The organism is Pseudomonas sp. efr-133-TYG-103a (assembly GCF_030209235.1).
Taxonomy (GTDB): domain Bacteria; phylum Pseudomonadota; class Gammaproteobacteria; order Pseudomonadales; family Pseudomonadaceae; genus Aquipseudomonas.
Map to the genome: position 1 here is coordinate 183,561 of NZ_JARVSK010000006.1, position 25,002 is coordinate 208,562.

Sequence of the window (25,002 nt, forward strand, 5' to 3'; positions counted from 1 at the left end):
CCGATCAGCTCCAATCGTTAAAGACTCATCGCGCCGGGGCGGTTGTTTACCGCGGCGGAAGCGTTTTGGTAATTGAAATGCCGGGCAGCCCCAGGTTTGAATGCGTAGTGGCGCTGAATTTCAGTGTAATGGGTACCGGTAAACACGAACGGGTCAGCATCTCGCCAGTCGTCGTAATAATGATTGTTCTCGTCAGCACCCAGCGGGATCGCATCGACAATTCTCAACCCGCGATCTTTGAACTCCAGGTAGTACACGTCAATGTCTACCTCGGTCTTGTCGTCGTCGGTGGAGCCTACGAAAGCATGGACTCGCTCCAGCGTAAAGTCGGTGCGTCTGCGGCGCGGAAAGCTGATCGCCTCAAGTTCGACGTACGAGTTGAAGCGCGACGTGCTGGTGGCGTAGTCCACCCCATCCTCTTTCACGATACCCGCGTAAATTTTATAACGCTCTCCGCCTGGCGCTAAGGTAGAAACATAGAAATCCCGGCTTCGCGGCGCGGATGCAGTCAGGTTTTGAGGAGCAAAACCCGTCGCTGCGAAGTATTCGAAGCGCGGATCTTTAATCGTGGACACCCTGAACAGCTCCTCTGGCTCTGCGGGGTTATTCTTTGCCCACGCCGGATCGTATGCACCGCGACCGAAATCGATACCCAGATCGCGGTGGTCGCTGCCATCCTTGATGAGGAAGAGCCAGATTCTGTCCATCTGTTCATCGGTGATGCGCTCGCCTTTGACCGGCGTCAGGCTGACGGTGACTTTAAGTTGCTGACTGCCATTGTTATAAAGCTTGTTCGAGTTTGACGTCACGTCAATCTTGAATTTGCTCAGCCATTTGGCGTCATCTTTGAATTCGATATGCATGGGTAACCTTCCGTGGTTGTTGAGTGCAGCCTCAGACTACGCGCTTGCATCGTCCGAATTGATATAAATATATATATCGAGAAGGTGCCCAGATATAACGCGATGTTTCGACGCGCGCAGCGGAGATTCGGCAGTCATCGCACCGCGCAGTACCAAAATCCTTACACTCGAATGGCAGTATCGACATCCGGGGCGACGGGCGCGTTGGCGAAACGCGCGGTTTCCACTACATTGGCATCTTCCCGGATGATCGAAGCGTCCACTGACCTCTCTCGGCCAGCGGCGCGAAGCAGGCCCCTGTGGCCGGACAGGACGAAAGCGCAGACGATGACGACCCAGCCTCCATTAGACGGATCTATCCAGCGCTTAAGGCTCAAGCGTTTTGGCCTGGCAACTGGCACGTACGTGTTATTGATCATGCTGATAATGGTTGCGTACTGCGCCGGGTATTACCACGCGACGTTTTTTGGCGTCTGGCTCGCCAGTGTGTCGGTATTGCTGATGCAGGGCGTGCTGAGTCTGGTGTTCTTTGGCGGCTACAACCTGCGCTTCAAAGACCCGAGCCTGACCGAGTTTCAGGTGCTCATGGGGCTTGGCTGGCAGACCTTTCTGCTCGCCCACATGGATTCGGCCCGAGGCACGTTTCTGGTGCTGTATGTGCTGGTCTTGCTGTTCGGTCTGTTTCACCTGAGGCCGAAAGTATTCATCCGCTGTTCGGTGCTCGCCTTGCTCGGTTTCACAGGGCTTAACCTGTGGGATGCGGCCCATGACCAACTCGACGATCCCGGCCTGGCTGCGCTGCAGACTTGTGCGTTGTTCATCGTGCTTGCCTGGCTGTGCCTCTATGCACGGTTCGTGCAGGCCTCCCGCCAGCGGATGCATCAGCGCAGGATCACGTTGCAGGCCCATCAGGAAACCCTGCGCGGAATGATGTTCCAGCTCGAGGAACTGGCGTCCACTGACGAACTGACCAACCTGTATAACCGTCGGTATTTCCTGCGCCTGGCCACCCGTGAGCTGGAGGCCATGGAGGGCAGTTATGCCGCCGGACTGGCGCTGATCGACCTGGACCACTTCAAGCGGGTCAACGACATTTATGGTCACGCCGCAGGTGACCGGGTCTTGCAGGTCTTCGCCAAGATTGCCGACGAGTGCCTGCGCCCGGATGACATTCTGGCGCGCTACGGAGGAGAAGAGTTCGTGTTGCTGATTCCGCGCTGCACCCGCGCGCAACTGGTCGATTGCTGTGAGCGTATCCGGCTGGCGTTCATGCAGGTCAAGCTTGCGGACGTGCCTGATCTGGACCTGAGTCTGTCCATCGGCATGACCCTCATCGAGCGCAATGACCACATGGACCCGGCACTGCAGCGGGCCGACCAGGCGTTGTACCGGGCCAAGCATCAGGGCCGCAATCGCTGTCACGGCGCCTGGGATTATGCCGATGCCTGATTTGCGGGCAGGCGGCCGTCAATGGACGGTCGCGCCGGCTGCCAACCTGCTCGATGCCCTGAACGATGCCGGTTTCTCCGTCCCTTACAGCTGCCGAGCCGGCAGTTGCCACACCTGTCTGGTGCGCTGCGTCGGCGGCGAGCCGCTCGATGAACTGCCGCAGGCGCTGGACGCCGACAAACGTGATCAGGGCTGGCGGCTGGCGTGTCAGTGCCGCGTGGTCGACGACCTGGCCGTGGAAATTTTCGATCCTGCCAGCGATGGCCTGCCCGCCACGGTGAGCGACTGCCACTGGCTCAGTGCTTCGGTGTTGCGCCTGCGCCTTGAGCCCGAGCGCCCGCTGCGCTATCGCGCCGGGCAGCATCTGGTCCTGTGGACCGCCAGCGGCGTCGCTCGCCCGTATTCACTGGCCAGCCTGCCTGGCGAGGACGGATTTCTGGAATTTCACATCGATTGCCAGCGTCCCGGTGCCTTCGCCGATGTGGCGCGCACCCTCAAAGCGGGCGATCCGCTCAGGCTCGGCGAACTGCGCGGCGGCGCGCTGCAATACGATCGTGACTGGCAGGACCGGCCGTTGTTGCTGCTGGCGGCTGGCACCGGCCTGGGACCCTTGTGGGGCGTATTGCGCGAAGCCTTGCGGCAGGATCATCAAGGGCCGATCAACGTACTGCATGTCGCTCGCGACAGCAGCGAGCACTATCTGGCCGAACCGATGAAGCAGCTTGCGCACGCACATACAAACCTGAAGACCGAACTCGTAGCCGCGGCCGATTTTCAAGCCGCCCTCGCGCATCTGCGCATCACCTCCCGGCAGACCATCGCGCTGGTGTGCGGCTCGCCCGCGACCGTCGAGGCGTTTTCCAGGCGCTTATTCATCGCCGGATTGCCGCGAGGGCAGATGCTCGCCGATGTGTTTCTCGAGAAAACCTGACCGGAGCAGGCTCGCCAGTCGGTATGCCACCCAAGGTACGTGCAGGAGTATGGTCCCCGCGTCAGGCCCGAGTGGCCTTGTGATCCTGATTCGCAGCCCTACAACGCAAAAGCCCCGACCTCTCACGAGCGCCGGGGCTTTTGCCTGTTGCGTACCGCGTCTTAAACCATCGGGTCGCCGACGTGCAGGATCTTCATGCCGTTGGTGCCGCCGATCGTGTGGTAGCTGTCGCCCTTGGTCAGGATGACCCAGTCACCTTGCTCGACCAGACCACGCTTGACCAGTTCGTCCACAGCCGACTGGCTGACCTGACCGGCCGGTAATGCCGCCGGGTCGAACGGAATGGTGTAAACGCCACGGAACATCGCGGCGCGTGCCTGGGTTTCGCGGTGCGGAGAAAACGCGTAGATCGGCACCGAGGAGCGAATGCGCGACATGATCAGCGGGGTGTAGCCGCTTTCGGTCAGCGCGATGATCGCTTTGACGCCCGGGAAGTGGTTCGCCGTGTACATCGCCGCCAGCGCGATGCTTTCGTCGCAACGGGTGAACGAGTGGCCGATGCGGTGGCTGGACGTCTTGCCAGTCGGGTGACGCTCGGCGCCGACGCAGATGCGCGCCATCGCTTCGACCGCTTCGACCGGGTAGGAGCCGGCAGCACTTTCGGCGGACAGCATGACGGCGTCGGTGTAGTCGAGCACGGCGTTGGCCACGTCGGACACTTCGGCGCGAGTCGGCATGGGGCTCGAGATCATCGATTCCATCATCTGCGTGGCAACGATCACCGCCTTGTTGTGGCGACGTGCGTGCAGAATGATTTTTTTCTGGATGCCGACGAGTTCAGCGTCACCGATCTCGACGCCCAGGTCGCCACGGGCAACCATGACCGCGTCACTGGCGCGGATCAGCGCATCGAGGGTCTCGTCATCGGCGACGGCTTCAGCGCGTTCGATCTTCGAAACCAGCCAGGCGGTGCCGCCGGATTCGTCACGCAGCTTGCGGGCGTATTCCATGTCCGCAGCGTCGCGCGGGAAAGAAACGGCGAGGTAATCCAGGTCCATTTCCGCAGCGAGCTTGATGTCTTGCTTGTCTTTTTCGGTCAGCGCCGGAGCCGTCAGACCGCCGCCACGACGGTTGATGCCTTTGTGGTCCGACAGCGGGCCGCCGATGGTCACGGTGCAGTGCAGGGCGTCGGCGGTCTGCGTGTCAACGCGCATCACCACTCGTCCGTCGTCGAGCAGCAGTTCGTCGCCTACGCCGCAGTCCTTGACCAGATCGGGATAGTCGATACCGACGATTTCCTGGGTGCCTTCGGTCAGAGGATGGCTGGTCGAGAAGGTGAACTTGTCACCGACCTTGAGCTCGATCTTCTTGTTGGCGAATTTGGCGATACGAATTTTCGGGCCTTGCAGGTCACCCAGCAACGCGACGAAGCGGCCGTTCTTGGCGGCGATGTCGCGGATCAGCTTCGCGCGAGCCTTGTGCTCGTCGGGCGTGCCGTGGGAGAAGTTCAGGCGGGCGACGTCTAGCCCGGCAAGGATCAGCTTCTCGATGACTTCTGGCGAATTACTTGCAGGGCCAAGTGTGGCTACGATTTTGGTGCGGCGAACGGACATGCACAAACTCCTTAAATGAAGCGCAGCGAGAGGCTACTACTGTATTGGTCTGTAGTCATTGTTCCTTTGCACTACCTGACTGCCCGAATGGTGGGCAACTGGCAGACCGGCGGCGGTCAAATCGCTCTTGAAGAAATCCCGTCAGGCGCCGATACAATGCAGAGCACAGGAGACTCTCATGCGAATCGTGATCATATTTGTGGCGCTTGCCGCCCTCAGCGGCTGCACTCGCTGGGCGATGAACAGCCACTTGAACAATGCCAACCGCGCCTACGCCCAGGGCGACTGCGACGCTGTGATGTACAACCTGTCGAAGGTCGACCGGGAGAGCCGCGCGCGGCGCTATGTGCAACCGGAAGTGTCAATGTTGCGCGGCCAGTGCCTGGAACGCCAGAAATTGTACGTCGACGCCGTGCAGACCTACCGCTTCATCATCACTCAGTTTCCGTACAGCGAATACGCTTTCCGGGCTCAGGCGCGCCTGGATACCCTGCACCAGCTGGGTTACGACAACCTCGCTCCGCCAGCGGTGGCACGGCCTGCGTCACTCTGATTACACCCGTATGGATGGACGGCACCTGTTTTGAGTGGCCTTTGTAAAAATCTTGGCTAGGCTGCAATGAGTAGGGACCTAAGTGTTTCTCACAGGAGTGGCGAGGGCGCTCGGTTTATCGTCGCGGTTATCGCGAAATCGAATAATCGGATGAGTGACTTCGGTTAACGCTGGTGAGTCAGATGACGTCCCTGTTGTAATGAACAGGTGGATTCGTTCGTTTTCGTCGTCCCGGCAGTTCACGTACGACCGAATCTCAATGCACTAGCACGACCATGCTAAATGGTCATTCCAGGGCGAGTGTCCAATGCTGAACGAAAGGCGAATAGAGCGTCACCAGCTGCCGTATTACCTGCAGGTGTTCAATCGATACACCGATAAGCCGTTAGGTTGCCTGGGTAATGTATCCGAACAGGGGCTGATGCTGATCAGCGATCTGCCCATTCTCGTCGGTGCCGACTTTCAGCTTCGCCTGAAAGTCCCGGACGAGAAGAACGGACTCTACAACATCGATATCAACGCCAGCTGCCTGTGGTGCCAGGAAGACGAAACGCCTGGCGTTTTCGATTCCGGTTTCCGGCTGCAGGTTGCGCCAGCCGAGTATTACCACCTCATTCAGGCCTTGCAGCGTTATTTCAGCTTCTATCCTCTGGAAGCGTCCGCCTGAAAACGGCACCTTCATAAGGTGCCGGCTTTCTTCCAGCTCAGATAGCGACTCACCAATTGCGGCCCCAGCTCTGCGGGGCGCACGTCCAGCACCGGAATGCCGTGGGCGCTCAGGCGCTCATGCAGGCTGGCCCGCGCATTGGAGAATTCCACCGTGCCGCAGTAATCAAGCGCCTGTTGCCAGGTGTGTACCGGCGTGTGACGAAGTTGATCGAGCACTTCTTCGCGCAGGCTGGCAACCAGAACCCGATGATGCCTGCACAGCTGGTTTACCGACTCAATGAGCTGTTCGTCGTCCTCATCACGAAGGTTAGTGACCAGCACCACCAACGCACGGCGTTTCTGTCGGGCCAGCAACTGGCGGATCGCCAGACTGTAATCGGCCGGGCGCTGGGTGCTGTTCAAGTCATAGACCTGATTCAGGAGCACGCTCAAGTGCCGCGCACCTTTGCCCGGTGACAGGTGGCGATCCTCATCGGCGGCAAACGTGGAAATACCCACCGCATCGCCCTGGCGCAGTGCCACGTGACTGAGCAGCAGGCAGGCGTTGAGTGCGTGGTCGAAGTGGGTGAGATCGCCATCCTGGCTGCGCATGCGTCGGCCGCAATCGAGCATGAAGACAATCTGCTGATCGCGCTCGTCCTGGTATTCCCTGGCGATCGGCGTGCGCTGCCGCGCGGTGGCTTTCCAGTCGATCTGGCGCAGGCTGTCGCCCTCACGAAACTCGCGCAACTGATTGAATTCCAGCCCCAGTCCTCGGCGCTGTCGCTGTCGTATGCCGATCTGGCTCAGCCAGTTGTCCACCGCCAGCAATTGGCCGTTGTGCAAACGGGCGAAGTCCGGATAGACCCGCGCCGTGTCCGCGCTCGCCAGATAGCGTCGCGACAGCCACAGCCGCAAGGGGCTGCGCAGCTGGATTTCGATGCGTTCGAAGAGGAACGCGCCGCGGCTGGTCGGCCTCAGCCGATAACTCAAATCGGCTTTGCGTTGCGGACGCAGCACGATGTCCTGCGGCAGATTTTCGACCTCGAAGCGATTGCCCGGGCCTTGCGGGCCGTGATCGAACAGGCTCAACGCAACCGAGCGGCGCGAGTCGTGTAGCAGTTCAATGTGCACATCGCTCCAGCGGCCCAGCGCCAGACTGCCGGGCAATCGCCGCTGAACCTGTGGCGACGGCGTGCGCCAGACCCAGAACGCATCGAGTAAGGCCAGGCCGCCCATCACCCACAGCAACGACCAGAACAGACCCTCCAGTCTGGCCGCGATCCCGCGCCCGAGCGCCTGGCTGATGCCCAGCAAGACGGCGATGCCGGCCAGAATCGCCAGCCACTTGAGCAGTCGCGTCGAGGGCTTGAGCAGTTGCTTCATTGGCGAGGCGCCGGGACCTGATCGAGCAGTTGTTTAAGCACCTGATCGACAGACAGCCCTTCGATGTCCAGTTCGGGCGACAGCCTGACGCGATGACGCAAAACCGCCAAAGCGCAGCCCTTGATGTCGTCCGGAATGGCGAACTCGCCACCGCGCAGCAATGCACGGGCGCGCGCGCCACGCACCAGCGCGATCGATGCGCGCGGACCTGCGCCCAGGCTCAGTCCCGGCCAGGTGCGGGTCGCACGCGCCAGTCGCACGGCGTAATCGAGCACCTGTTCATCCACCGGCAGTTCGCTGGCAATGCGCTGCAACGCGATGACGTCCCTGGCCTGCATGAGCGTGCGCAGCGGTTGCACATCGAGCATGTCCGAGCGCGTGGAGCGGGTGACCTGACGGACCATCTCCAGCTCCTGTTCAGCCTGCGGATAGTCCATGCGCAGCTTGAGCATGAATCGGTCCAACTCGGCTTCCGGCAATGGGTACGTGCCTTCCTGTTCGATCGGGTTCTGCGTCGCGAGCACCATGAAGGGCTGGGGCACCGGCAGGGCGCGGCCCTCCAGAGTGACCTGACGTTCCTGCATGGCCTCCAGCAGCGCCGCCTGGGTTTTCGCCGGCGCGCGGTTGATCTCGTCGGCGAGCAGAAGATGGGTGAAAAGCGGGCCTTTGCGCAGCTTGAATTGCTCGCTCTGCATGTCGTAAACAGCGTGGCCGGTCACATCGCTCGGCATCAGATCGGGCGTGAACTGGATGCGCGCGAAGTCGCCCCCGAAGCATCGGGCGAGGGCGCGCACGAGGAGCGTTTTGCCTAGCCCCGGCACGCCCTCGAGCAAGACATGCCCGCCGCCGATCAGCGCGGTCAAGACATCGTCGATGACAGCATTCTGGCCGATGACGGCTTTCTGTAACTCGTGACGCACAGCCTGCGCCAGATGGATCGCACGCTGGCGCTGCTGGGCGGGATTGCTCGACGGCGCCGCGCCAGCCTCACTGTCTTTAGGTTCCAGTGCCGCGGGGTCAGTCTCGCTCGCTCCGTTTAATACGGAACTCGACGGTTCGGTCGGATGTTCGCTCATAAGGCATTCCTGAGTGTCTGCAGGTACGCAACCTGACGGGTGAAGTCGCTGTTGGACAGGCGTTCTTCGGGGCGGGGCCGCAGGGCCTGGCCGACGTTGCTGGTGGGTTGGCGCGTCATGCGTGCCAGGGTTTGCCATTGCTCGGTCACAGGCAGCGTTTCGAATCCGGGGTGTAACTGGCGCGCGCGGCGCAGGATATCCTGCTGAAGCGCACGCAGCAGGGCATGCTGGCCCCGGCGCCGCAGCATGAAGTCGGCGCTTGCACGCAAATGTTCACTCAACTGACGACGTGCGCGAGGAGCAAGGGGCAGCATCGGCCCGTGACGCATGCCCGCGTGCCATAGCGTGGCGACCAGACAGAGCCCCAGCGCCAACAGGGCCTGTGGGAAAAACTTCCACAACAGGCCGAACAGATCATCGTGTTCGGTACGAAGCAACATCGTCACCTCGCTGTCCTGACTCAGATACCACAGCAGCCACGCGTTATCGTACTTGGCGATCGCGCGGGTTTTCCACAGGTCGGCATCGGTGACGATGGTAATCAGCCCTTTACCGTAGATCAGTTGCAAGAGGTGCGTGGCGTCGGCGCTGTTGGCCCAGGATCGGGCGTGATCCTGCGGGTCGTCGAGATGAAAGGCCGGGTCGAAACTCATGTAGGCCGGGTCGCTTTCGTTTTCGACATAGAGTCGCGTCAGCTCGGGCCAGGGCGTTTTCGGTGTCTGAACCTCAGGTGCGCTCAGGGGAATGACCGGTTTGATCAACTCGCGCTCGCGTCGCCGGTCCTGTTCACGCACATCGCGCGTGAGGAACTGGCGAATCTGCAATTGATCCAGCAGCAGATCGCCGCTGCGTCCTTTTTCTTCATCCCACAATTGCTCGGCGACGAACAACAGACGACCACCGGCGCGCGCCCACGCCAGCAAACGCCTGACCTCGCCCGGCGTCATGTTTTCTCGCGTGTCGAGCAGCATCAGAGTCTGTGCCTGCTGGGCGGTGTCTGGCAGGCTGTTGAGCGTCTCGGCGACGTTCACCGGCACATGCTGCCCACGCAAATAAGTCTGGGCTGCAAGGTAGGGATTGGCCCGGACATCCGGCGAAGGCCCCTGATCGACCACTTCCTCATAGTGTTCGACGCGCTTGAGCAGCGGCAGGCTGGCGATGCTCAGGCCGAGCAGCGCCAATACACTGACCAGAATCCACGTGTTGCGCCGGCTCATGTCGCGCCTTGCGCTGCGAACAATTGCCGCCAGCGATCGCAGAGGTTTTGCCTGGCCGTCAGGGGCGGCAGCTGATGACCGTAAGCGAGGTTCTGCCAATGCTGTGTCAATTCATGGCTGAACGCATCCAGTGACGGCTGTTTGAGTTCGGCGATGCGGGCGAGCACCTGACCTTCGGTATCGGCGTGCCTGAGCGGCAACTGATAGTCCGTCAGCAGACGGCTGAGCAACGCGCGATAGAGCAGGCTCAAGGCCTCGCGGGGCGATTGCTGCCACAGGCGTTCGGCGGTGCCGGCGATGTCGGCCGGCAGACTCTCGGCGCTGACCTGCAGGCCGAACAACTGTTCAGGCGCCTTGCGCGGTACCCGCGTTTTTTGCTGAGAACGCCCGACATACGTGCTGAACCAGGCGCGATAGCGCCAGATCACCCACGTCACCCCCAGCGCAAGCAGCGTCCACAGCGCCACCTCGAACACCGTTGAAAGGGTCTTGCCGACATTCAACAGCCCGACCACCCACTTCGCCAGCCAGTCGGGTGCGTCGCCGGCCTTGCCTGCTTTCTTGTGCTCGGCCAGGCGCCAGCCGGAAACCGGCTTGGGGTTCTTGAACGGCGGGTTTCCCAGCACGGATTTGATGGCGGTCTGTGACGCCTGGCTGGTCAATGGCTGATTGAGCAGACGCGGCGTTCCCGGCGCTGCGGCCTGTTCGTCCAGTTCGGGGGAATCCAGCGGCGGCAGCGGGCAACTGTAGGCCTGCTCCTGCGGGGCATCGTCAGCCATGACCACCGTGGGCGAAAAACTCAAGGCAACCAACGCGCCGAGCAGCAACGCATAAGCGCTGCCCATGACGCGCTGGCGAAGCCTGCGAAACGCCAGTTCGATGTCCCAGGCCTCCAGCGTGGTGCGTCGATTGAGATACAACGCAAATCCGCACGACACGTAAATCGGTCCCCACAGCACCAGCACAATGGCGTAGAACCCGTTGGTCAGATGCTCAAGCCAGTTCCAGTCGCCCTCGACGTCCAGCAGGCTGCGCCACGACCAGTCGATTTCGATCTGTGGCGGGATCATGGCGTAGAACAGCAGCATCAGCCCCAGCCACAGACACAATTCCAGCGAGCCGCCCATGGATGTCAGCAGCCGGGCCGCGCGCAAATCCTTCTGCCCCAGCAACGCGATGCGCTGAGCGCGAGCGGAACCGTCCAGTCCCTCCAACTGCTGAACTGGCAGGATGAAGCTGCGGCTCAGGCTCAGCCGACGCAGCGTGAGGCTGGCAATCAATTGTGGTTTGAGCGCCGCAATCCAGGCCTTCAATGCCTGCTTGAGCGTTGGCGTGGCGCCGAACAGTGCCTGGGAAAGGATCAACAAGGGCAGTCGTTCGAAAGCGGGTTTGAGCCACCAGAACAGCAGGATCGCCAGCGACGGATAATCCCAAAGAAGCAGGCTCAGCAGCGTGAACACCGGCAGCGTGACGATCGCCCAACTGCTCATCAGCAAGCGGCGATGTCTGCGCGCAAGGAGCACGCCCAGATCGACAGCCTCCCAAGGGTTGCGCGGACGCAGTTCGACGCTGGCTTCAGTCAGGCGCATGGGACGAGCGTCCAGCGAACAGCAGGTAAGCGGCGACCGACGCCCAGAGCGCCGCGCCGACCAGATACTTGGTGGTCGGTTGCGGCCAGGTCATCGACGACCAGTACGCCTCGATAAACGCGGCGATCAGCAGAAATAGCATCACGCCGCCAATCAGTCGCACGCTGGTGCGGGCAGCCAGGCGCAGCGCTTCATCCCGTCGCAGAGCGCCCGGGGCGAGTAACGCCCAGCCGAGTTTCAGTCCGGCGGCGCCCGCCAGCGCGATGCCGGTCAGCTCGAACGCGCCGTGGCCGATCACGAACGGCCAGAAGGTTTCGCCAAAACCCACATCAGTCAGATGGCCCGCCACCGCTCCGATCATCAAGCCGTTGAAGAAGAGGAAAAACAGGCTGCCGACGCCAAACAGCAGGCCGCTGGCGAAGGTCTGAAACGCAATGCCGATGTTGTGCATGATGTAATAGCCGAACATCAGCCAGTCAGTGCTCGACGCCCGTTCGACGGCCTGGCCGATGCGCCGCGCGGCGGGATCGTACATGGCTTCCAATTCATCCACCTGAGCGGGGCTGACCACGCTGTAGATCAGATCCGGGTAGCCGTACACCAACCCTCCCATGACGATCAGACTGCCGAAAAACAGCAGCGCGGCCAGTGCGACCCAACGCCATTCTGCACGCACCGCGCGGGGAAAATCGGCGAGCACGAAGCTCAGCAGTTGTGCGGCAAACTGGCTGCGATGGCGATAGAGCTGTTGATGCCCGCGCATCGCCAGTTGTTGCAGCGGATCGACCAGATGGCTGCTGTAACCCCGCGCCTGCGCGAGGGCCAGATGCTGGCAGATCTGCCGGTAATCACGGGTGAAATCGTCGCCGGATTCGCTCCTGCCGCGGCTGCGTTCCAGCACGTCCAGCCGAGCACCGAAGCGCTGCCATTCGTCCTGATGCCGTCGTTCGAACTGGCTCTGTTTCATCTCGCCCCCCGCATCATGGCGTGCCCGCCAGCCCGCGAGCGATACCGTTGAGCCGGTCCACGGACTGTTGCGGATCCGCCTGCGACGGGATTTGCAGGGGCTCGACGACAATGGCCGCCAGCTCATGGGCGCGCGCCGTGACGAGCTGGCCCTGACGTTCGGCGAAGGCGAGCAATGCGCGTTGTTCATCCAGCGTCAGGGCGACCGGTGCCACCAGAGGCGCGGCATCCGGCAACACGGGCCTTGGCGGCAGCGTATCGCGGTAGATCACCAGCGTACCGGCGGCAATGTCGCCCAGCCGTTTGAACAGCGGATGCTGCAGGCAACTGAACGCGCCCACGGTGTAGCCAAAGGGCAGCATGTCCACGAAGCGCAGCAGGTTGCGCAGCAGTGACGCAGACCAGCCGACGGGCGTGCCGTCGTCGTGAATGACCCGCAGCCCCATGACCTGCTTGCCCGGCGTGCGCCCCTGATGCAACACCTCGAACAGCACCATGTACCACCAGTTGATCAGGAACAGCGAAAGCACGAACAGCCCGGTGCCGAAGTCGCCGAGCGTCCCGAGCAGGAAGAACAGACCGGTCAGCAGCACGCCTCGAATGATCAGGTCGATGGCGAATGCCAGCGAGCGAGACAGCAGACCGGCCGGGCGCAGAAGCAGGTCAATGCCCTCAGGCGTTTCCATGCGAATACGGGTGTCCAGCGGAGCAGGCTGTGCAGCGATCCTTGGCCAGGCTTGCGAGGAGGACATTCGGAGGAGGTACGCCAGAAATTAAAGTCTGATGCTAGCCACGCCACGACCGGTAAGCAACCTGCGTTACAAAGTGCTGCGCGCGATCAGGCGCTGACATTTCGTAGCTGTCCGGCCGGCCGGCGGGCTCGCCGTCCTGCACCTCGACTGCGCCTTTGAACCGTGTCCCTTCCATGTTGCGCGGATCGGCGTAGAACCCATCTGGTAGACTTCGTCGGTCTTTTGTTCAGGATCAGCCCGTGACTTCCAGCATCTTCTGGTACGACTACGAAACCACCGGGATCAATCCGCGCAACGACCGTCCGTTGCAAGTGGCGGGCATTCGCACGGATGACCAGCTCAACGAGATCGGCGAGCCGGTCAACCTTTATTGCCAGCCCAGCGACGACATCCTGCCGCATCCCGCCGCGTGTCTGGTCACCGGGATTACCCCGCAGCGTCTGGCCGAAAAAGGGCTTTGCGAAGCTGATTTCATGACGCGGATTCATGCCGAGCTGTCGCTGCCGGGTACCTGTGGCGCCGGTTACAACACCTTGCGCTTCGACGATGAAATGACGCGTTACAGTCTTTACCGCAATTTCTTCGATCCCTATGCGCGCGAATGGCAGGGCGGCAACAGCCGCTGGGACCTGATCGATGTAGCGCGCACGGCCTATGCGCTGCGCCCGGAAGGCATTGTCTGGCCGGAAGAGGAGGGCAGGGTCACGCTCAAACTCGAGCGTCTGACCGCGGCCAACGGCATCGACCACGGTCACGCTCACGATGCGCTTTCGGACGTGCGGGCGACGATTGCGCTGGCGCGTCTGATTCGAGAAAAACAACCCAAGCTTTATGACTATCTGTTTCAGTTACGCAGCAAGCACAAGGTGCAGGAACAGATCCGCTTGCTGCAGCCGCTGGTGCATATATCAGGACGGTTCTCCGCCGCGCGAAGTTATTTGAGCGTGGTGCTGCCGCTGGCCTGGCATCCGGTCAATCGCAATGCGCTAATTGTTTGCGATCTGTTTCATGACCACAGTCCATTGCTCGACGAAGATGGCGACACCTTGCGTCAGCGTTTATATACACGCCGCGAAGATCTGGCGCAGGGGCAATTAGCGGTCCCGCTCAAGTTACTGCATATAAATAAATGCCCCGTGGTCGCGCCATTGAGCGTGCTGCGCGAGGAAGACCGTCAACGCCTGCAATTGGATATGCCGGCCTACAAAGAGCGCGTCGCGCGCTTGAATGAAGGTCAGGCCGTCTGGCTGGAAAAGTTGAAAAGCGTTTATGCCAGCGACGATTTTGCTGTCAGCGAAGACCCCGAACAGCAGTTATATGATGGTTTTATTAACGACCGCGACCGGCGCCTTTGTGAGCAGGTGCGCACTGTCGAACCGCAGCAACTGGGCACTGACCCGTGGCCATTCGATGACCCACGTCTTCCCGAATTACTGTTCCGCTATCGCGCCCGTAACTTTGCCGAGACACTGAATGTCGCCGAGCAGCAACGCTGGTTGAATTTCTGCCAGTGGCGCCTGACTGATCCCGTCGCCGGGGCCCCCAATACATTGAAAGCCTTTTCCCGGGCGTTGATCGAGCTGTCCATGAAGGCGACGCCAGAGCAGTTGAAGGTGCTCGCCCAGTGGCAGGAATACTCGCTGCAGTTGCAGCAACGGCTGGGCCTGCAGACAGGCGGAAGGTGAACCCCAGGCAATAAAAAACGCCAGCGAGTGCTGGCGTTTTTTTACGTCGTACATCACTGCACAACTGCTGTCACATCACGCAGGCTATTAGCCCAGCAGAGTTGCCCAGCCTTCAACCTCGTCACCGCCCCACTTGGCTTTCCACTCTTTCAGAGTTTTGTGGTTGCCGCCTTTGGTTTCGATGATTTCACCGTTGTGCGGGTTCTTGTATTGCTTGACCTTGCGCGCGCGCTTGGTGCCGGTAGTTTTGACGGCGGCGCCGCGCGGTGCTTTCAGTTTGGAATCCGGATCCAGCAGCGCGATGATGTCACGCAGGGATTTTTGATATTCACCCATCAAGGTGCGCAGTTTGCCTTCGAACTCAAGTTCCTTTTGCAGTTTGTCGTCTTGTTGCAGGTTCTGCAGACGGGCTTGCAGTTCTTTGATGGCTTCTTCTGTGGCGCGGTATTCGTTGATCAGAGACATGAGGACTACCTATGTTGTGATGGGCAGGGTGCAATGACGCAATAATAGTCATAGCGTTTGCGCAAGTAAACATTTAAGAAAAGTTTTATCGGTCGATTGTTGAAATAGTGACATGCGCTGCGCGTCTTAGAAACAAATGGGCGCTGTCGGACAAAAAAATATCGCTTATTTAGTGCCAGCGTCTGGCGCCGAAATCCCGGCGCCCGGAAATGCCGGGCCGGCCGTCCATTACCGCCGATCGGACGTGGTTTTGTGTCCTCATCAATCAGGTGCACCGGAATACTGCACAGTCCTCAGGTAATCGCTAGAATAGCGGCCTTTGCGAAGTTCTGGAGTTTCCCCTCATGCGCACTTTTCGTCTGGTGATTGCTTGCCCGGACCGTGTTGGTATCGTTGCCAAAGTCAGTAACTTTCTGGCGTCGTACAACGGCTGGATTACCGAAGCGAGTCATCACTCTGACAACCTAAGCGGCTGGTTCTTCATGCGTCACGAAATCCGTGCCGATACCTTGCCGTTTGACCTGGAAGGCTTCCGTCAGGCATTCACGCCGATTGCAGAAGAATTCTCGATGGACTGGCGCATCACTGATTCGGATCAGAAGAAGCGCGTGGTGCTGATGGCAAGCCGCGAGTCCCACTGTCTGGCGGACCTGCTGCATCGCTGGCACAGCGATGAACTCGACTGCGAGATCGCCTGCGTCATTTCTAACCACCAGGACCTGCGCAGCATGGTCGAGTGGCACGACATTCCTTATTACCACGTCCCGGTCGACCCGAAAGACAAGGAGCCGGCGTTCGCCGAGGTGTCGCGGCTGGTCAAGCAGCACGACGCCGATGTCGTGGTGCTCGCGCGTTACATGCAGATCCTGCCGCCGCAGTTGTGCCGTGAATACGCCCATCAGGTGATCAACATTCACCACAGCTTTCTGCCATCGTTCGTCGGCGCCAAGCCCTACCATCAGGCGTCACTGCGGGGCGTGAAGCTGATCGGCGCGACCTGTCACTACGTCACCGAAGAGTTGGACGCAGGGCCGATCATCGAGCAGGACGTGGTTCGCGTGAGTCATCGTGACAGCATCGAGAACATGGTGCGCTTCGGCCGCGATGTCGAGAAGATGGTGCTGGCCCGGGGTCTGCGCGCGCACCTTGAGGATCGCGTACTGGTGCACGACAACAAGACGGTCGTGTTTGACTGATCGGGCTCGACCCGACTCGGCGGGGCAGGGGATGCCTGCCCGCGCCGGGCGTCAGGCGGGCATACCGTTCAGTTTGCGAGGCCGCGTTTGCATGGTTCGTTTACATGATTCAGGGGTGCCGTACGGCACATCCCTGACTGCCGCTTTCATTCCTCACAGAGGCAACCGCCATGACCGACCCGCTCGATAAAGCCACGTCCAAAGCGCCGCCGACGCTGGGGGAGGGCTGCCTGAGTCGCTACGATGTCGACGCCCTTTCGCCGGACGACGGCACGGAATTCGAGGGCGCTGCGCAGCTGTGGGAACAACTGAAAGCCAACGAGAAAGACGACGGCTCAGGCGGCTCGGACCCGCAGTAGCTTCAACAGCAACGGACGTCCGACCATCAACAGAAACACCGGACCGCCCGCCACGAGATAGAAGTAGTAGGTGACGATCCGCCAGATCAGGATCGCCGCCGCCGCAGTCGATTTGCCCACCATCGGCGCCAGCAAGGCGGCCGATGTCAGTTCCGCAGCGCCTGCACCGCCTGGCGACAGGCTGAATTGCCCGGCGCTCAGCGACAGCATCTGCACCAGGAACGTCCAGGCCCACTGGATATCCACGCCCAGACCTTGCAGCGCCAGGTACATCACGCTGTAGCGCAGGCTCCAGTGAATGCACGTCAGCACGAAGACCTGGAACAGAATCCGGTGCGGCATTTTCCAGGTATCGGCCAGCGCGTCGCGAAAGTGCAGCAGCTTGCGAGCCCAGCGAATGCGGGTAGTGTTCTTGCGCTTCAGGCGTTTGAGCAGCCTGCCGTTGAACAGAATGATTCGTCGGTGATACCGCGCGAACCCGGCGCAGGCGCATAACCCGGCGCCGATCAGCAGTGCGCTGGCAATCAGCATCCATTCCAGATTTTCACTGAGTTTGTGAAACACCGCGTAGATCAGAATGCCGATCAGCGCGAGCAGGAAAAACACCAGATCATTGAGTTGATCCGTCGCGAACGCCGCCGTGCTTTTCGCCGGCCCGATACCGCTGCGCGACAGCAAGGCAACCAGCGTCAAAGGCGCGCCGCTGCCGCCGGGCGTCGCGCAATAGGCGAATTCAGTGGCCATGACCACCCCCAGGCTTCTGCGCATGCCGAGCCCTTTGGCGCTGTCACCCAGCAGCAGGCGCAGGCGCATCGTGTTCATGCACCAGCCGACCAACACCATCGCGAACATGCCCATCAACAGCATGACCGGGAAGTTGCGCAAGCGGTGGAACATGTCCGTGCCGCCCATGAACAGGGGAATGAGGAGGGCGAGGATCAGGCCTGCCGCCAGCCAGCCAAGTCGCTTCACGCTGCGGACCTGATCAATGGCTGATGCTGTAACCAAGTGAATTTGGTTACCGGTTCGCGGCCGTTTTCCAGCAAGCGTGTCAGCGTCTGCAGCCAATAGCGGCGGGAAAATTCGTGGCGCATGTCGACCGGGTGCAAACCCAGGCGAATGGTGGCAGCGTTGTGCAAATGAGCCTCTCGATGGTCGCTGATGATTTTCGACAGCCCGCGACGTACGGCGCTGCGGGCGCTCCAGACGATACCCGGTGCGTCTATCGCGTGAAAGTCAGGCAAACGATACAAGTGTTGGGCATCACTTGTGTAGTCCAGCGGCAATTGGCGAAGCGCCTGGCGGGTGCCCTCACTCATCAGCCATGCAGGGGCGACGAAGCCGTGAAGCGGCCAGTCGTTATGTCGAAAGACCTCGATTCCGGCTTCGAGGCGTTGTAGGGCCTGACGTTGGTCGAGGGTGTAAAACTCGCCTTCCCAGGTGTAGATCCGGCGCATGAAAAAGGCCTGCGGGGTACGCGGCGCGGGGCTGTCGTCGCAATGGAAGTAGCCATGCAGCACCAGTTCATCCCCACGCGCCAGGCGCGAGTGCATCAGGCGCTGGAACGCGGGTGCGGCATCGACACGATCGTGTTTGTGAAAGTCCGGCACGACCAGCCACGTGATCGGGATATCGCCCAGCGCATCGACCGCTTCGACAAAGGGGCGATAATCTTCCCAGGTCTGCGGCGCGACGTCGTGCAGCACCAGCATGACGCTGCGAGGTTGGCGAACGTAGTGGTCAGCCATGGGCGTACACCGGGGTGCTGACACCGAGCACCGCTTCATAATGGCCCAGCAGTCCGGCGACGACGGCATCCCATGCGTAATGTTGCTCGACGTGCCGGCGCGCAGCGTTTCCACGGACTTCGACGTCTTCGCTGAACAGCTGCCGAACAGTCGCAGCCATGTCCTGCGCGTCATTGGGTTTGCACAGCAGGCCGCAGCGCTCGGGAATGATTTCGCGAAACGCCCCGGCATCGACGGCCACCACGGGAATCCCGCATGCCATCGCTTCAAGAACGATCAGCCCGAATGTCTCCTGATCACCGGCATGCACCAGCGCATCGGCGCTGGCCAGTAACCGTGAAACCTCCCCGGCAGGGCGGAAGTGATCGATGACGGAAACGTTGTCCGCCACGGCGGTCGGCATGTGCGAGCCGACCAGCAGCAGGTGATAGCCTTTGCCAAGTGCCTTCATGCAATCGAGCAGTACCGGCAGGTTTTTCTCCTTCGAGCCGCGACCGCCGAAAATCAGCAAGCGAGTATCCGGGCTCAGTCCCAGTTCGGCTTTGAGGCCCGGATCGCGGCAGCCTGGTTCGAACGTCTGCAGGTCGACCCCCAGCGGCTGCACATGGACATGCTTGACGCCAAGCCGGATCAGCTTTTCGGCCATCGCTGTGCTGGGCGCCAAAACCCGGTCGAAATTGCCGTACAGCTTGCTGACATAGGCCTCCACGTTGGCGCCCAGCCAGGTGCCTATCCGGTTGCTCACCAGCAGCGGCAGATCCGAGTGATAGAAGCCGATCACCGGGACATCCAGTTGACGACGCGCATCGAGCGCTGCCCATGCCGTCAGGTAGGGATCGCCGACCTCGATCAGGTCCGGTTGCAGGTTGTTCAACGTGTTTCGCCAAGGCGCCAGACGCAGCGGAAAGCGATAGCCGTTGCCGAAAGGCACAGGCGGCGCCGGAACCCGATAGACACCGTCTTCATGACTGCTGTCCGGACCTGGCACCAGAAGACTGTGCCGAACCCCGGGATAGAGCGCCAGACGCCGATGCTTGGCGTCCAGATAGGTGCGCACGCCACCGCTGGCAGGGGCGTAGAACATGGTCATGTCAGCGATGTGCACGGTATGCCTCCGTCCGGACTGTCGTCATTGGTTGACCCCTCCCGAGAATAGATGTTCGGTTACATATCCGCCGCCATAAGCGCCGCCAAGGGGAATTGCGCCACGTGGGCTAAAGTGAAAAAGCCAGCCTGACCGGCACCGTGGGTTGCCGCCGATGCAGGACGCGGCTTCGATGCTCTCGGGACAATCAATCGCGACTTGTGGGTAAAGACATGGCTGATTCTCAACAGATTCTGATTGGCGCTGATCTGAGCGGCGAACCGGTGGGCCAGGCGTTGCGGCTGGCCAACCGTCACGGGTTGGTGGCCGGGGCGACCGGGACCGGCAAAACCGTGACATTGCAACGCCTGGCAGAGGTTTTCAGCGATGCCGGCGTTGCGGTGTTCGCCGCCGACATCAAAGGCGACCTTTGCGGCCTGGGGGCGGCTGGCAATCCCCAGGGCAAGATCGCCGAACGCATCGCCGGTATGCCGTGGCTGAACCACAAACCGCAGGGATATCCCGTGACATTGTGGGATGTACACGGCCAGTCCGGTCATCCTTTGCGCACTACATTGTCGGAAATGGGACCGTTGCTGCTGGGCAGCCTGCTGGAGCTGACCGACAGTCAGCAATCGGCGTTATATGCGGCGTTCAAAGTGGCGGATCGCGAAGGTCTGCTGCTGCTGGATATCAAGGACCTCAAAGCCCTGCTCAATCATCTTCGAGACAACCCCGAGGTGCTGGGCGAAGACAGCGCGCTGATGACCACCGGTTCCAGTCAGGCCCTGTTGCGGCGTCTTGCGGTACTTGAGCAACAGGGCGCCGAAGCATTGTTCGGTGAACCCGCGTTGCAGCTGGAAGACATTTTGCAGCCAGCCAGCGATGGTCGCGGGCGCATCCACCTGCTTGATGCCAGCCGCCTGGTGCACGAGGCACCGAAGGTCTATGCGACCTTCTTGCTGTGGTTGCTGGCCGAGCTGTTCGAGCAGTTGCCGGAGCGGGGCGATGCCGATAAACCGCTGCTGGCGCTGTTTTTCGATGAGGCACATCTGCTCTTCGCCGACACGCCGAAGGCCTTGCAGGATCGGCTGGAGCAAGTGGTGCGGCTGATCCGCTCCAAGGGCGTTGGCGTCTACTTCGTGACTCAGTCGCCGGGGGATCTGCCGGACAACATTCTGGCGCAACTTGGCCTGCGGATTCAGCACGGCTTGCGCGCGTTCACCAGCAAAGAGCAGAAATCGCTGCGCGCCGTGGCCGAGGGGTTTCGTCCCAATCCGGATTTCGATGCGCTGGCCGTGCTGACCGAACTGGGCATCGGCGAAGCGTTGGTCGGCACTCTTCAGGAAAAGGGCACGCCCGCTATGGTGCAGCGGGTTCTGGTCGCGCCCCCACAATCGCGGATCGGACCTCTGAGCGAATCGGAGCGCGCGGAGTTGATCGGCCAGTCGGCACTGTCTGGCCGCTACGACAAGCCCATCGACCGGGAGTCGGCGTACGAAATGCTGCTGGCGCGCAAAGGCGAGACCGGAAAAGACACTGCTTCAACTGCGCCTGCGGAAGCCAAGCCCGAAGGCGGTTTCGCCGACCTGGCAGGCGGTTTTTTGGGAGGACTGGCTGGGCAGGCGATGAAAAGCGCGGTGCGTCAGGCCGCCAATCAGATCGGCCGAGAGCTGGTGCGTGGGTTGATGGGGTCATTGCTGGGTGGGGGCAAGAAGCGGCGGTGACGGCTCCTGCCGGAGATGTTCAAGCAACGTCCGGACAAAAAAATGCCCATTCAATGAATGGGCATTTTCACATCGGTCGGGTCAGGCCAATGCTTTGGACGCCAGCCAGAACAGGCCGGCAGACAGCAGCACGGTGGCCGGCAATGTCAGAACCCACGCCAGCAGGATGTTGCGCACGGTGCCACCTTGCAGGCCGCTCTTGTTCGCGACCATGGTCCCGGCGACGCCGGACGACAGGATGTGTGTGGTCGAAACCGGCAGGCTGAACACGTTGGCCAGGGCAATGGCGCTGGCGGTAGTGATCTGCGCGGACATGCCCTGCGCGTAGGTCATGCCCTGCTTGCCGATCTTCTCGCCGATGGTCAGCACGACGCGCTTCCAGCCCACCATGGTGCCGATGCCAAGCGCCAGCGCGACGGCCAGAATCACCCAGAACGGCGCGTATTCGGTCGTGGCGGTCAGGTCTTTACGCAGCTTCTCCAGATCGGATTTCTCGCGGGCATCGAGCGCCGGCAGCTTGCCGACTTTGCGCGCGGTGTCATCCAGGCACAGCAGATAACGGCGAACTTCGATGCGATGTTCAGGCGCCAGGCTGTGGTAGTCGGTGACGCCTTTGAGATTGTTCAGCAGCGCATCGATGGTGGGCTCGGTCTGCTCCGGGTTGCAGCTGAAACGCTCAGGCAGGTCGCCTGTCGTCGCCTTGCCCAGTGCGAGGTATTCACCCAGCGTTGCATTGTTGCGCTGATAGAACTGACTCAGGTGCAAAGTCGCGTCGCGGGTACGTTCGATCTGGTAAGTGGTGGTGCTCAGGTCCAGTACGAACTGGGCCGGCACGATGCCGATGAGCACCAGCATGATCAGGCCGATGCCTTTTTGGCCATCGTTGGAGCCGTGTACGAAGCTCACCGCCATCGCGGAGATCACCAGGACGAGGCGGTTCCAGAACGGAGGATGCTTCTTGTCGTCGAGCTTGCGGCGTTGCTCGGGCGTCTTGTGCATTTTCGACAAGGGACGCCAGGCTTTCAGGCCGATCAGCACCAGACCCGCGATGATGAACCCCGCCAGCGGCGAGAAAACCAGCGAGGCGCCGATGTCGATCGCCTTCTGCCAGTTCACGCCTTCGCCCAGTGGGATGTGGTTGATCAGCGCGTTGGCCAGGCCCACGCCGAGGATCGAGCCGATCAGCGTGTGCGAGCTCGATGCGGGAATGCCGAAATACCAGGTGCCCAGATTCCAGGTGATCGCCGCCGCCAGCAGCGAGAACACCATCGCCAGCCCGTGACCGGTATTGACGTTGATCAGAAGCTCGACCGGCAGCAGATGGACGATGGCATAAGCCACGCCGACGCCGCCGAGCAATACCCCGAGAAAGTTGAAGAACCCCGAGAAGAACACGGCCAGATGCGGCGGCATGGCCTTGGTATAAATGACTGTCGCCACCGCGTTGGCGGTGTCATGAAAGCCGTTGATGAACTCGAAGGTGAGGACAAAAGCCAGGGCGAGCAACAGGCTCACAATCACCCAAGCATCCAGTCCGCTGAATAAATCGATCATGGAAGGTTTTCTGACCCGGTATTAAGGGGGCGGGATTATGACAGAAAAAAAACTAATCGATAGGCAAGCTGCCAACTGGTAGCACGCTGCAACGAAATTTCTGCCGATACAGCCCATTGACTTCCTGTCAGGAAGCGCACATGCACGCTTCAACCTTAGCTGAATCCGGGAAGGGGCGAGGCGAGTGACCGTCAGTGACCCATGTCGAGCGCACTGCCAAGGTCGCTCAAGGCTCTTCCTTCAGTTCCTGTTCCATCTTCTGCAGTTCTTGCTTGAACGCCTGATCGAGCAGACTCGCTCGCTTGCGCCACGGTTTGCGCTCTGGCTCGGGTTGAGCGGCATAGGTGGTCACTTCGCCACCGTAAACTTCCTTGTAACGTTGTTCCTGGCGCTCTAGTTCTGCGCGCAGTTCATCTTTGGTCACGTTATTACCTGAATGGTCGAGTTTGATTCCGGCGATAACACAGGGTCTGAAAAGTACCAAGGCCTGCTGCCCGGATTGCCGGTTGCCAGGACTGACCTTCGCAATCAGAGCGCGGCGAAAGTATTAAGCACATTTCATATCTGCGGCTACGTGCACCAGAACGACAACCTTGTCGTAGCTACAATTCATTATCGAATGCCAGGATGCTGGCATATTGACCAGGCTTCTGGCCTGTCTATCGCTGAACCTGCTCGATGAGTTGTGCAGGGCCTGCGTGAATTGGATCCATGCAGGATGTGCGATGGATTGAAAACACGCTGTAGCGTTTAGATCGTCAATGAAACGCTACTATCTCCAAGAACTACAGAGGAGTCAACTGTAGAAAGTGTCGCAGTTCCATTAGATGGGATAAATACTATTTTGCTGTACGAAGGTTCCGAAGTTTAGACCGAACGGAGTTGTGACAGAACTTTGTTATTCAGGATTCAGAACTGGCGAGACAAATTTCTGACGACGTAAATGCAAGCGATCGTGAATCGGACGGCACGAATGTATCCGAACTCATACATTTATCGGGAGTGCTGGCGGGCAGAGACAAAAACGGCCTTGCGGTGAGCAAGGCCGTGCCTGGGACTTCTCAGTGGGTACCTGACCAGTATTTCCAAGAAGCCACATGGTGGCGTGTGAAAGGTATAAGCAACCGGGCGACGGGTCAATTGCGATTATCGGCCAGTGGTTCGATAATCGCCCAAAGCAGCCTTGCCGCATTTGCAAAAAGAGGCGAGAGTGGCGCAACAGAAGGCCTGCATGGCCGCGACGAACGGTGTCAGCATGAACGATCAACTGCGTAATTCCTTTGCCTCCCTGGCGCCGCCCATTGTGGCGTCCCCCGCGAAGAGGATTCAGGCCCTCACAGGTGATCCGGATTTCATGACCTCGCTGGCGCGCGGGCTTGCTGTGATTCATGCGTTTCAGGAGCGCAAGCGGCACCTGACCATCGCGCAGATCAGCCATCGAACCGAAATCCCGCGCGCCGCCGTGCGCCGTTGCCTGCACACGCTGATCAAGTTGGGTTACGCGACCACTGATGGCCGCACCTACTCATTACTGCCGAAAGTGTTGACCCTCGGCCACGCTTACCTGTCTTCCACGCCGCTCGCGGTGTCGTCCCAGCCTTATCTGGACCGCATGAGCAATCAACTGCACGAAGCCTGCAACATGGCGACACTGGAGGGAGATGACATCCTTTATATCGCGCGCTCGGCCACCACTCAGCGACTGATCTCCGTTGATCTGGCGGTGGGCGGGCGCCTTCCTGCTTATTGCACATCGATGGGCAGGATTCTTCTGGCGGCGCTGGACGACGTTTCCTTGCGCGAATACCTGGACCACGTTGACCTGCAGCCCAAGACCAGTCGAACGCTGCGCACGCCCGAAGCGCTGCTCGAGTGCCTGCAGCAAGTCCGGCAACAAGGCTGGTGCATCGTCGATCAGGAGCTCGAACAAGGTCTGCGGTCGATTGCCGTGCCCGTCTATGATGCATCGGGCCAGGTCCTGGCCGCGTTGAACGTCAGCACCAGCGCTGGCCGGGTGACGCGCAACGAGCTCGAGCAGAAGTTTCTCCCGATCATGCTCGACGCCAGCCGAGACCTGAGCACCCAGCTGTTCACTTGAATCCTGCTTGTCACTATCTGTTCGATTATCGAACAGATAGTCG

The 25,002-nt window shown here is 60.6% G+C and carries 23 protein-coding genes; 9 read left to right on the plus strand and 14 right to left on the minus strand.

Translation table 11 applies throughout. The features are described from left to right. Window positions 1-17 precede the first annotated feature (17 nt). Entirely contained in the window at window positions 18-863 is an 846-nt protein-coding gene (locus QRN36_RS05640) for a hypothetical protein (protein WP_285423149.1), read from the minus strand. Between the two features lie 327 nt (window positions 864-1,190). Between QRN36_RS05640 and QRN36_RS05645 the strand changes: the two genes are divergently transcribed. Further along, the gene (locus tag QRN36_RS05645) at window positions 1,191-2,312 is read left to right on the plus strand and encodes a diguanylate cyclase (protein ID WP_285423150.1); all 1,122 of its coding nucleotides are present in this window, start codon (window positions 1,191-1,193) and stop codon (window positions 2,310-2,312) included. Beyond that, window positions 2,305-3,243, plus strand: coding sequence for an iron-sulfur-binding ferredoxin reductase (locus tag QRN36_RS05650; protein ID WP_285423151.1), 939 nt, complete (start codon window positions 2,305-2,307; stop codon window positions 3,241-3,243). The genes QRN36_RS05645 and QRN36_RS05650 overlap by 8 nt, the downstream gene beginning before the upstream one ends. Window positions 3,244-3,404: 161 nt before the next feature. Here QRN36_RS05650 and pyk read toward each other — a convergent pair whose 3' ends face one another. Beyond that, window positions 3,405-4,856: a pyruvate kinase gene (gene pyk / locus QRN36_RS05655; RefSeq protein ID WP_093461632.1), complete on the minus strand. Its 1,452-nt coding sequence runs from the start codon at window positions 4,854-4,856 to the stop codon at window positions 3,405-3,407. Window positions 4,857-5,034: 178 nt separating this feature from the next. On the opposite strand from pyk, the gene QRN36_RS05660 reads away from it, so the two are divergent. Together QRN36_RS05660 and QRN36_RS05665 are read left to right on the plus strand one after the other, a co-directional pair. Continuing rightward, a complete protein-coding gene (locus QRN36_RS05660) occupies window positions 5,035-5,409 on the plus strand; it encodes a tol-pal system YbgF family protein (RefSeq protein WP_093461629.1) in 375 nt (124 codons plus the stop codon). A 307-nt stretch (window positions 5,410-5,716) separates the two neighbouring features. After that, window positions 5,717-6,076: a PilZ domain-containing protein gene (locus QRN36_RS05665; RefSeq protein WP_285423152.1), complete on the plus strand. Its 360-nt coding sequence runs from the start codon at window positions 5,717-5,719 to the stop codon at window positions 6,074-6,076. 11 nt (window positions 6,077-6,087) lie between these two features. On the opposite strand, the gene QRN36_RS05670 is transcribed toward QRN36_RS05665, so the two are convergent. Genes QRN36_RS05670 through QRN36_RS05695 form a run of 6 tightly spaced genes read right to left on the minus strand, consistent with a single transcriptional unit; the run spans window position 6,088 to window position 13,043 of the window. Further along, a complete protein-coding gene (locus tag QRN36_RS05670) occupies window positions 6,088-7,443 on the minus strand; it encodes a DUF58 domain-containing protein (RefSeq protein ID WP_285423153.1) in 1,356 nt (451 codons plus the stop codon). Continuing rightward, complete coding sequence (locus QRN36_RS05675; protein ID WP_285423154.1) at window positions 7,440-8,519, minus strand: MoxR family ATPase; 1,080 nt, start codon at window positions 8,517-8,519, stop codon at window positions 7,440-7,442. Before QRN36_RS05675 ends, QRN36_RS05670 begins: the two co-directional genes overlap by 4 nt. Next, window positions 8,516-9,736: a DUF4350 domain-containing protein gene (locus QRN36_RS05680; protein WP_285423155.1), complete on the minus strand. Its 1,221-nt coding sequence runs from the start codon at window positions 9,734-9,736 to the stop codon at window positions 8,516-8,518. Before QRN36_RS05680 ends, QRN36_RS05675 begins: the two co-directional genes overlap by 4 nt. Continuing rightward, window positions 9,733-11,325 carry a DUF4129 domain-containing protein gene (locus QRN36_RS05685; RefSeq protein ID WP_285423156.1) on the minus strand — a complete coding sequence of 531 codons (1,593 nt, stop codon included), beginning with the start codon at window positions 11,323-11,325 and terminating at the stop codon, window positions 9,733-9,735. The genes QRN36_RS05680 and QRN36_RS05685 overlap by 4 nt, the downstream gene beginning before the upstream one ends. Next, window positions 11,312-12,292, minus strand: a complete 981-nt coding sequence (locus QRN36_RS05690; RefSeq protein WP_285423157.1) for a stage II sporulation protein M — start codon at window positions 12,290-12,292, stop codon at window positions 11,312-11,314. The genes QRN36_RS05685 and QRN36_RS05690 overlap by 14 nt, the downstream gene beginning before the upstream one ends. Window positions 12,293-12,305: 13 nt before the next feature. After that, entirely contained in the window at window positions 12,306-13,043 is a 738-nt protein-coding gene (locus tag QRN36_RS05695) for an RDD family protein (protein WP_285423158.1), read from the minus strand. 239 nt (window positions 13,044-13,282) lie between these two features. On the opposite strand from QRN36_RS05695, the gene sbcB reads away from it, so the two are divergent. Continuing rightward, entirely contained in the window at window positions 13,283-14,728 is a 1,446-nt protein-coding gene (gene sbcB / locus QRN36_RS05700) for an exodeoxyribonuclease I (RefSeq protein WP_285423159.1), read from the plus strand. Between the two features lie 87 nt (window positions 14,729-14,815). Here sbcB and mvaT read toward each other — a convergent pair whose 3' ends face one another. Beyond that, window positions 14,816-15,193, minus strand: a complete 378-nt coding sequence (gene mvaT / locus QRN36_RS05705; protein ID WP_093461602.1) for a histone-like nucleoid-structuring protein MvaT — start codon at window positions 15,191-15,193, stop codon at window positions 14,816-14,818. A gap of 344 nt (window positions 15,194-15,537) precedes the next feature. Between mvaT and purU the strand changes: the two genes are divergently transcribed. Both purU and QRN36_RS05715 read left to right on the plus strand, forming a co-directional pair. Continuing rightward, on the plus strand, window positions 15,538-16,389 hold the full coding sequence (purU, locus tag QRN36_RS05710; RefSeq protein WP_285423160.1) for a formyltetrahydrofolate deformylase: 852 nt from the start codon (window positions 15,538-15,540) through the stop codon (window positions 16,387-16,389). A gap of 170 nt (window positions 16,390-16,559) precedes the next feature. Further along, a complete protein-coding gene (locus QRN36_RS05715; RefSeq protein ID WP_285423161.1) occupies window positions 16,560-16,748 on the plus strand; it encodes a hypothetical protein in 189 nt (62 codons plus the stop codon). On the opposite strand, the gene QRN36_RS05720 is transcribed toward QRN36_RS05715, so the two are convergent. Genes QRN36_RS05720 through QRN36_RS05730 form a run of 3 tightly spaced genes read right to left on the minus strand, consistent with a single transcriptional unit; the run spans window position 16,725 to window position 19,586 of the window. Then, on the minus strand, window positions 16,725-17,720 hold the full coding sequence (locus QRN36_RS05720; protein ID WP_093461593.1) for a lysylphosphatidylglycerol synthase transmembrane domain-containing protein: 996 nt from the start codon (window positions 17,718-17,720) through the stop codon (window positions 16,725-16,727). The genes QRN36_RS05715 and QRN36_RS05720 overlap by 24 nt on opposite strands. After that, the gene (locus QRN36_RS05725) at window positions 17,717-18,496 is read right to left on the minus strand and encodes a polysaccharide deacetylase family protein (protein WP_285423162.1); all 780 of its coding nucleotides are present in this window, start codon (window positions 18,494-18,496) and stop codon (window positions 17,717-17,719) included. Before QRN36_RS05725 ends, QRN36_RS05720 begins: the two co-directional genes overlap by 4 nt. Next, window positions 18,489-19,586 carry a glycosyltransferase family 1 protein gene (locus QRN36_RS05730; protein WP_285423269.1) on the minus strand — a complete coding sequence of 366 codons (1,098 nt, stop codon included), beginning with the start codon at window positions 19,584-19,586 and terminating at the stop codon, window positions 18,489-18,491. Before QRN36_RS05730 ends, QRN36_RS05725 begins: the two co-directional genes overlap by 8 nt. A 227-nt stretch (window positions 19,587-19,813) precedes the next feature. On the opposite strand from QRN36_RS05730, the gene QRN36_RS05735 reads away from it, so the two are divergent. After that, window positions 19,814-21,307 carry a helicase HerA-like domain-containing protein gene (locus tag QRN36_RS05735; protein WP_285423163.1) on the plus strand — a complete coding sequence of 498 codons (1,494 nt, stop codon included), beginning with the start codon at window positions 19,814-19,816 and terminating at the stop codon, window positions 21,305-21,307. A gap of 81 nt (window positions 21,308-21,388) precedes the next feature. Here the strand turns inward: QRN36_RS05735 and QRN36_RS05740 are convergent, their stop codons facing one another. Beyond that, window positions 21,389-22,861 (minus strand): inorganic phosphate transporter, encoded by a 1,473-nt coding sequence (locus QRN36_RS05740; RefSeq protein ID WP_285423164.1) that lies wholly within the window; start codon window positions 22,859-22,861, stop codon window positions 21,389-21,391. Between the two features lie 226 nt (window positions 22,862-23,087). Next, window positions 23,088-23,285, minus strand: a complete 198-nt coding sequence (locus tag QRN36_RS05745; RefSeq protein ID WP_093461580.1) for a hypothetical protein — start codon at window positions 23,283-23,285, stop codon at window positions 23,088-23,090. 831 nt (window positions 23,286-24,116) lie between these two features. On the opposite strand from QRN36_RS05745, the gene pcaR reads away from it, so the two are divergent. Continuing rightward, complete coding sequence (pcaR, locus tag QRN36_RS05750; RefSeq protein WP_285423270.1) at window positions 24,117-24,959, plus strand: pca regulon transcriptional regulator PcaR; 843 nt, start codon at window positions 24,117-24,119, stop codon at window positions 24,957-24,959. Window positions 24,960-25,002 lie beyond the last annotated feature (43 nt).

Excerpts from the sequence above, each read along its gene's own strand:
- QRN36_RS05640 (WP_285423149.1), bottom strand. The coding sequence starts at position 863 with ATGCATATCGAATTCAAAGATGACGCCAAATGGCTGAGCAAATTCAAG.
- QRN36_RS05690 (WP_285423157.1), bottom strand. The coding sequence starts at position 12,292 with ATGAAACAGAGCCAGTTCGAACGACGGCATCAGGACGAATGGCAGCGC.
- QRN36_RS05645 (WP_285423150.1), top strand. The coding sequence starts at position 1,191 with ATGACGACCCAGCCTCCATTAGACGGATCTATCCAGCGCTTAAGGCTC.
- QRN36_RS05695 (WP_285423158.1), bottom strand. The coding sequence starts at position 13,043 with ATGTCCTCCTCGCAAGCCTGGCCAAGGATCGCTGCACAGCCTGCTCCG.
- pcaR (WP_285423270.1), top strand. The coding sequence starts at position 24,117 with ATGAACGATCAACTGCGTAATTCCTTTGCCTCCCTGGCGCCGCCCATT.
- pyk (WP_093461632.1), bottom strand. The coding sequence starts at position 4,856 with ATGTCCGTTCGCCGCACCAAAATCGTAGCCACACTTGGCCCTGCAAGT.
- QRN36_RS05665 (WP_285423152.1), top strand. The coding sequence starts at position 5,717 with ATGCTGAACGAAAGGCGAATAGAGCGTCACCAGCTGCCGTATTACCTG.
- QRN36_RS05725 (WP_285423162.1), bottom strand. The coding sequence starts at position 18,496 with ATGGCTGACCACTACGTTCGCCAACCTCGCAGCGTCATGCTGGTGCTG.
- QRN36_RS05735 (WP_285423163.1), top strand. The coding sequence starts at position 19,814 with ATGGCTGATTCTCAACAGATTCTGATTGGCGCTGATCTGAGCGGCGAA.
- QRN36_RS05740 (WP_285423164.1), bottom strand. The coding sequence starts at position 22,861 with ATGATCGATTTATTCAGCGGACTGGATGCTTGGGTGATTGTGAGCCTG.
- QRN36_RS05715 (WP_285423161.1), top strand. The coding sequence starts at position 16,560 with ATGACCGACCCGCTCGATAAAGCCACGTCCAAAGCGCCGCCGACGCTG.
- purU (WP_285423160.1), top strand. The coding sequence starts at position 15,538 with ATGCGCACTTTTCGTCTGGTGATTGCTTGCCCGGACCGTGTTGGTATC.
- QRN36_RS05660 (WP_093461629.1), top strand. The coding sequence starts at position 5,035 with ATGCGAATCGTGATCATATTTGTGGCGCTTGCCGCCCTCAGCGGCTGC.
- QRN36_RS05675 (WP_285423154.1), bottom strand. The coding sequence starts at position 8,519 with ATGAGCGAACATCCGACCGAACCGTCGAGTTCCGTATTAAACGGAGCG.
- mvaT (WP_093461602.1), bottom strand. The coding sequence starts at position 15,193 with ATGTCTCTGATCAACGAATACCGCGCCACAGAAGAAGCCATCAAAGAA.
- QRN36_RS05730 (WP_285423269.1), bottom strand. The coding sequence starts at position 19,586 with ATGACCATGTTCTACGCCCCTGCCAGCGGTGGCGTGCGCACCTATCTG.
- QRN36_RS05670 (WP_285423153.1), bottom strand. The coding sequence starts at position 7,443 with ATGAAGCAACTGCTCAAGCCCTCGACGCGACTGCTCAAGTGGCTGGCG.
- QRN36_RS05685 (WP_285423156.1), bottom strand. The coding sequence starts at position 11,325 with ATGCGCCTGACTGAAGCCAGCGTCGAACTGCGTCCGCGCAACCCTTGG.
- QRN36_RS05680 (WP_285423155.1), bottom strand. The coding sequence starts at position 9,736 with ATGAGCCGGCGCAACACGTGGATTCTGGTCAGTGTATTGGCGCTGCTC.
- QRN36_RS05650 (WP_285423151.1), top strand. The coding sequence starts at position 2,305 with ATGCCTGATTTGCGGGCAGGCGGCCGTCAATGGACGGTCGCGCCGGCT.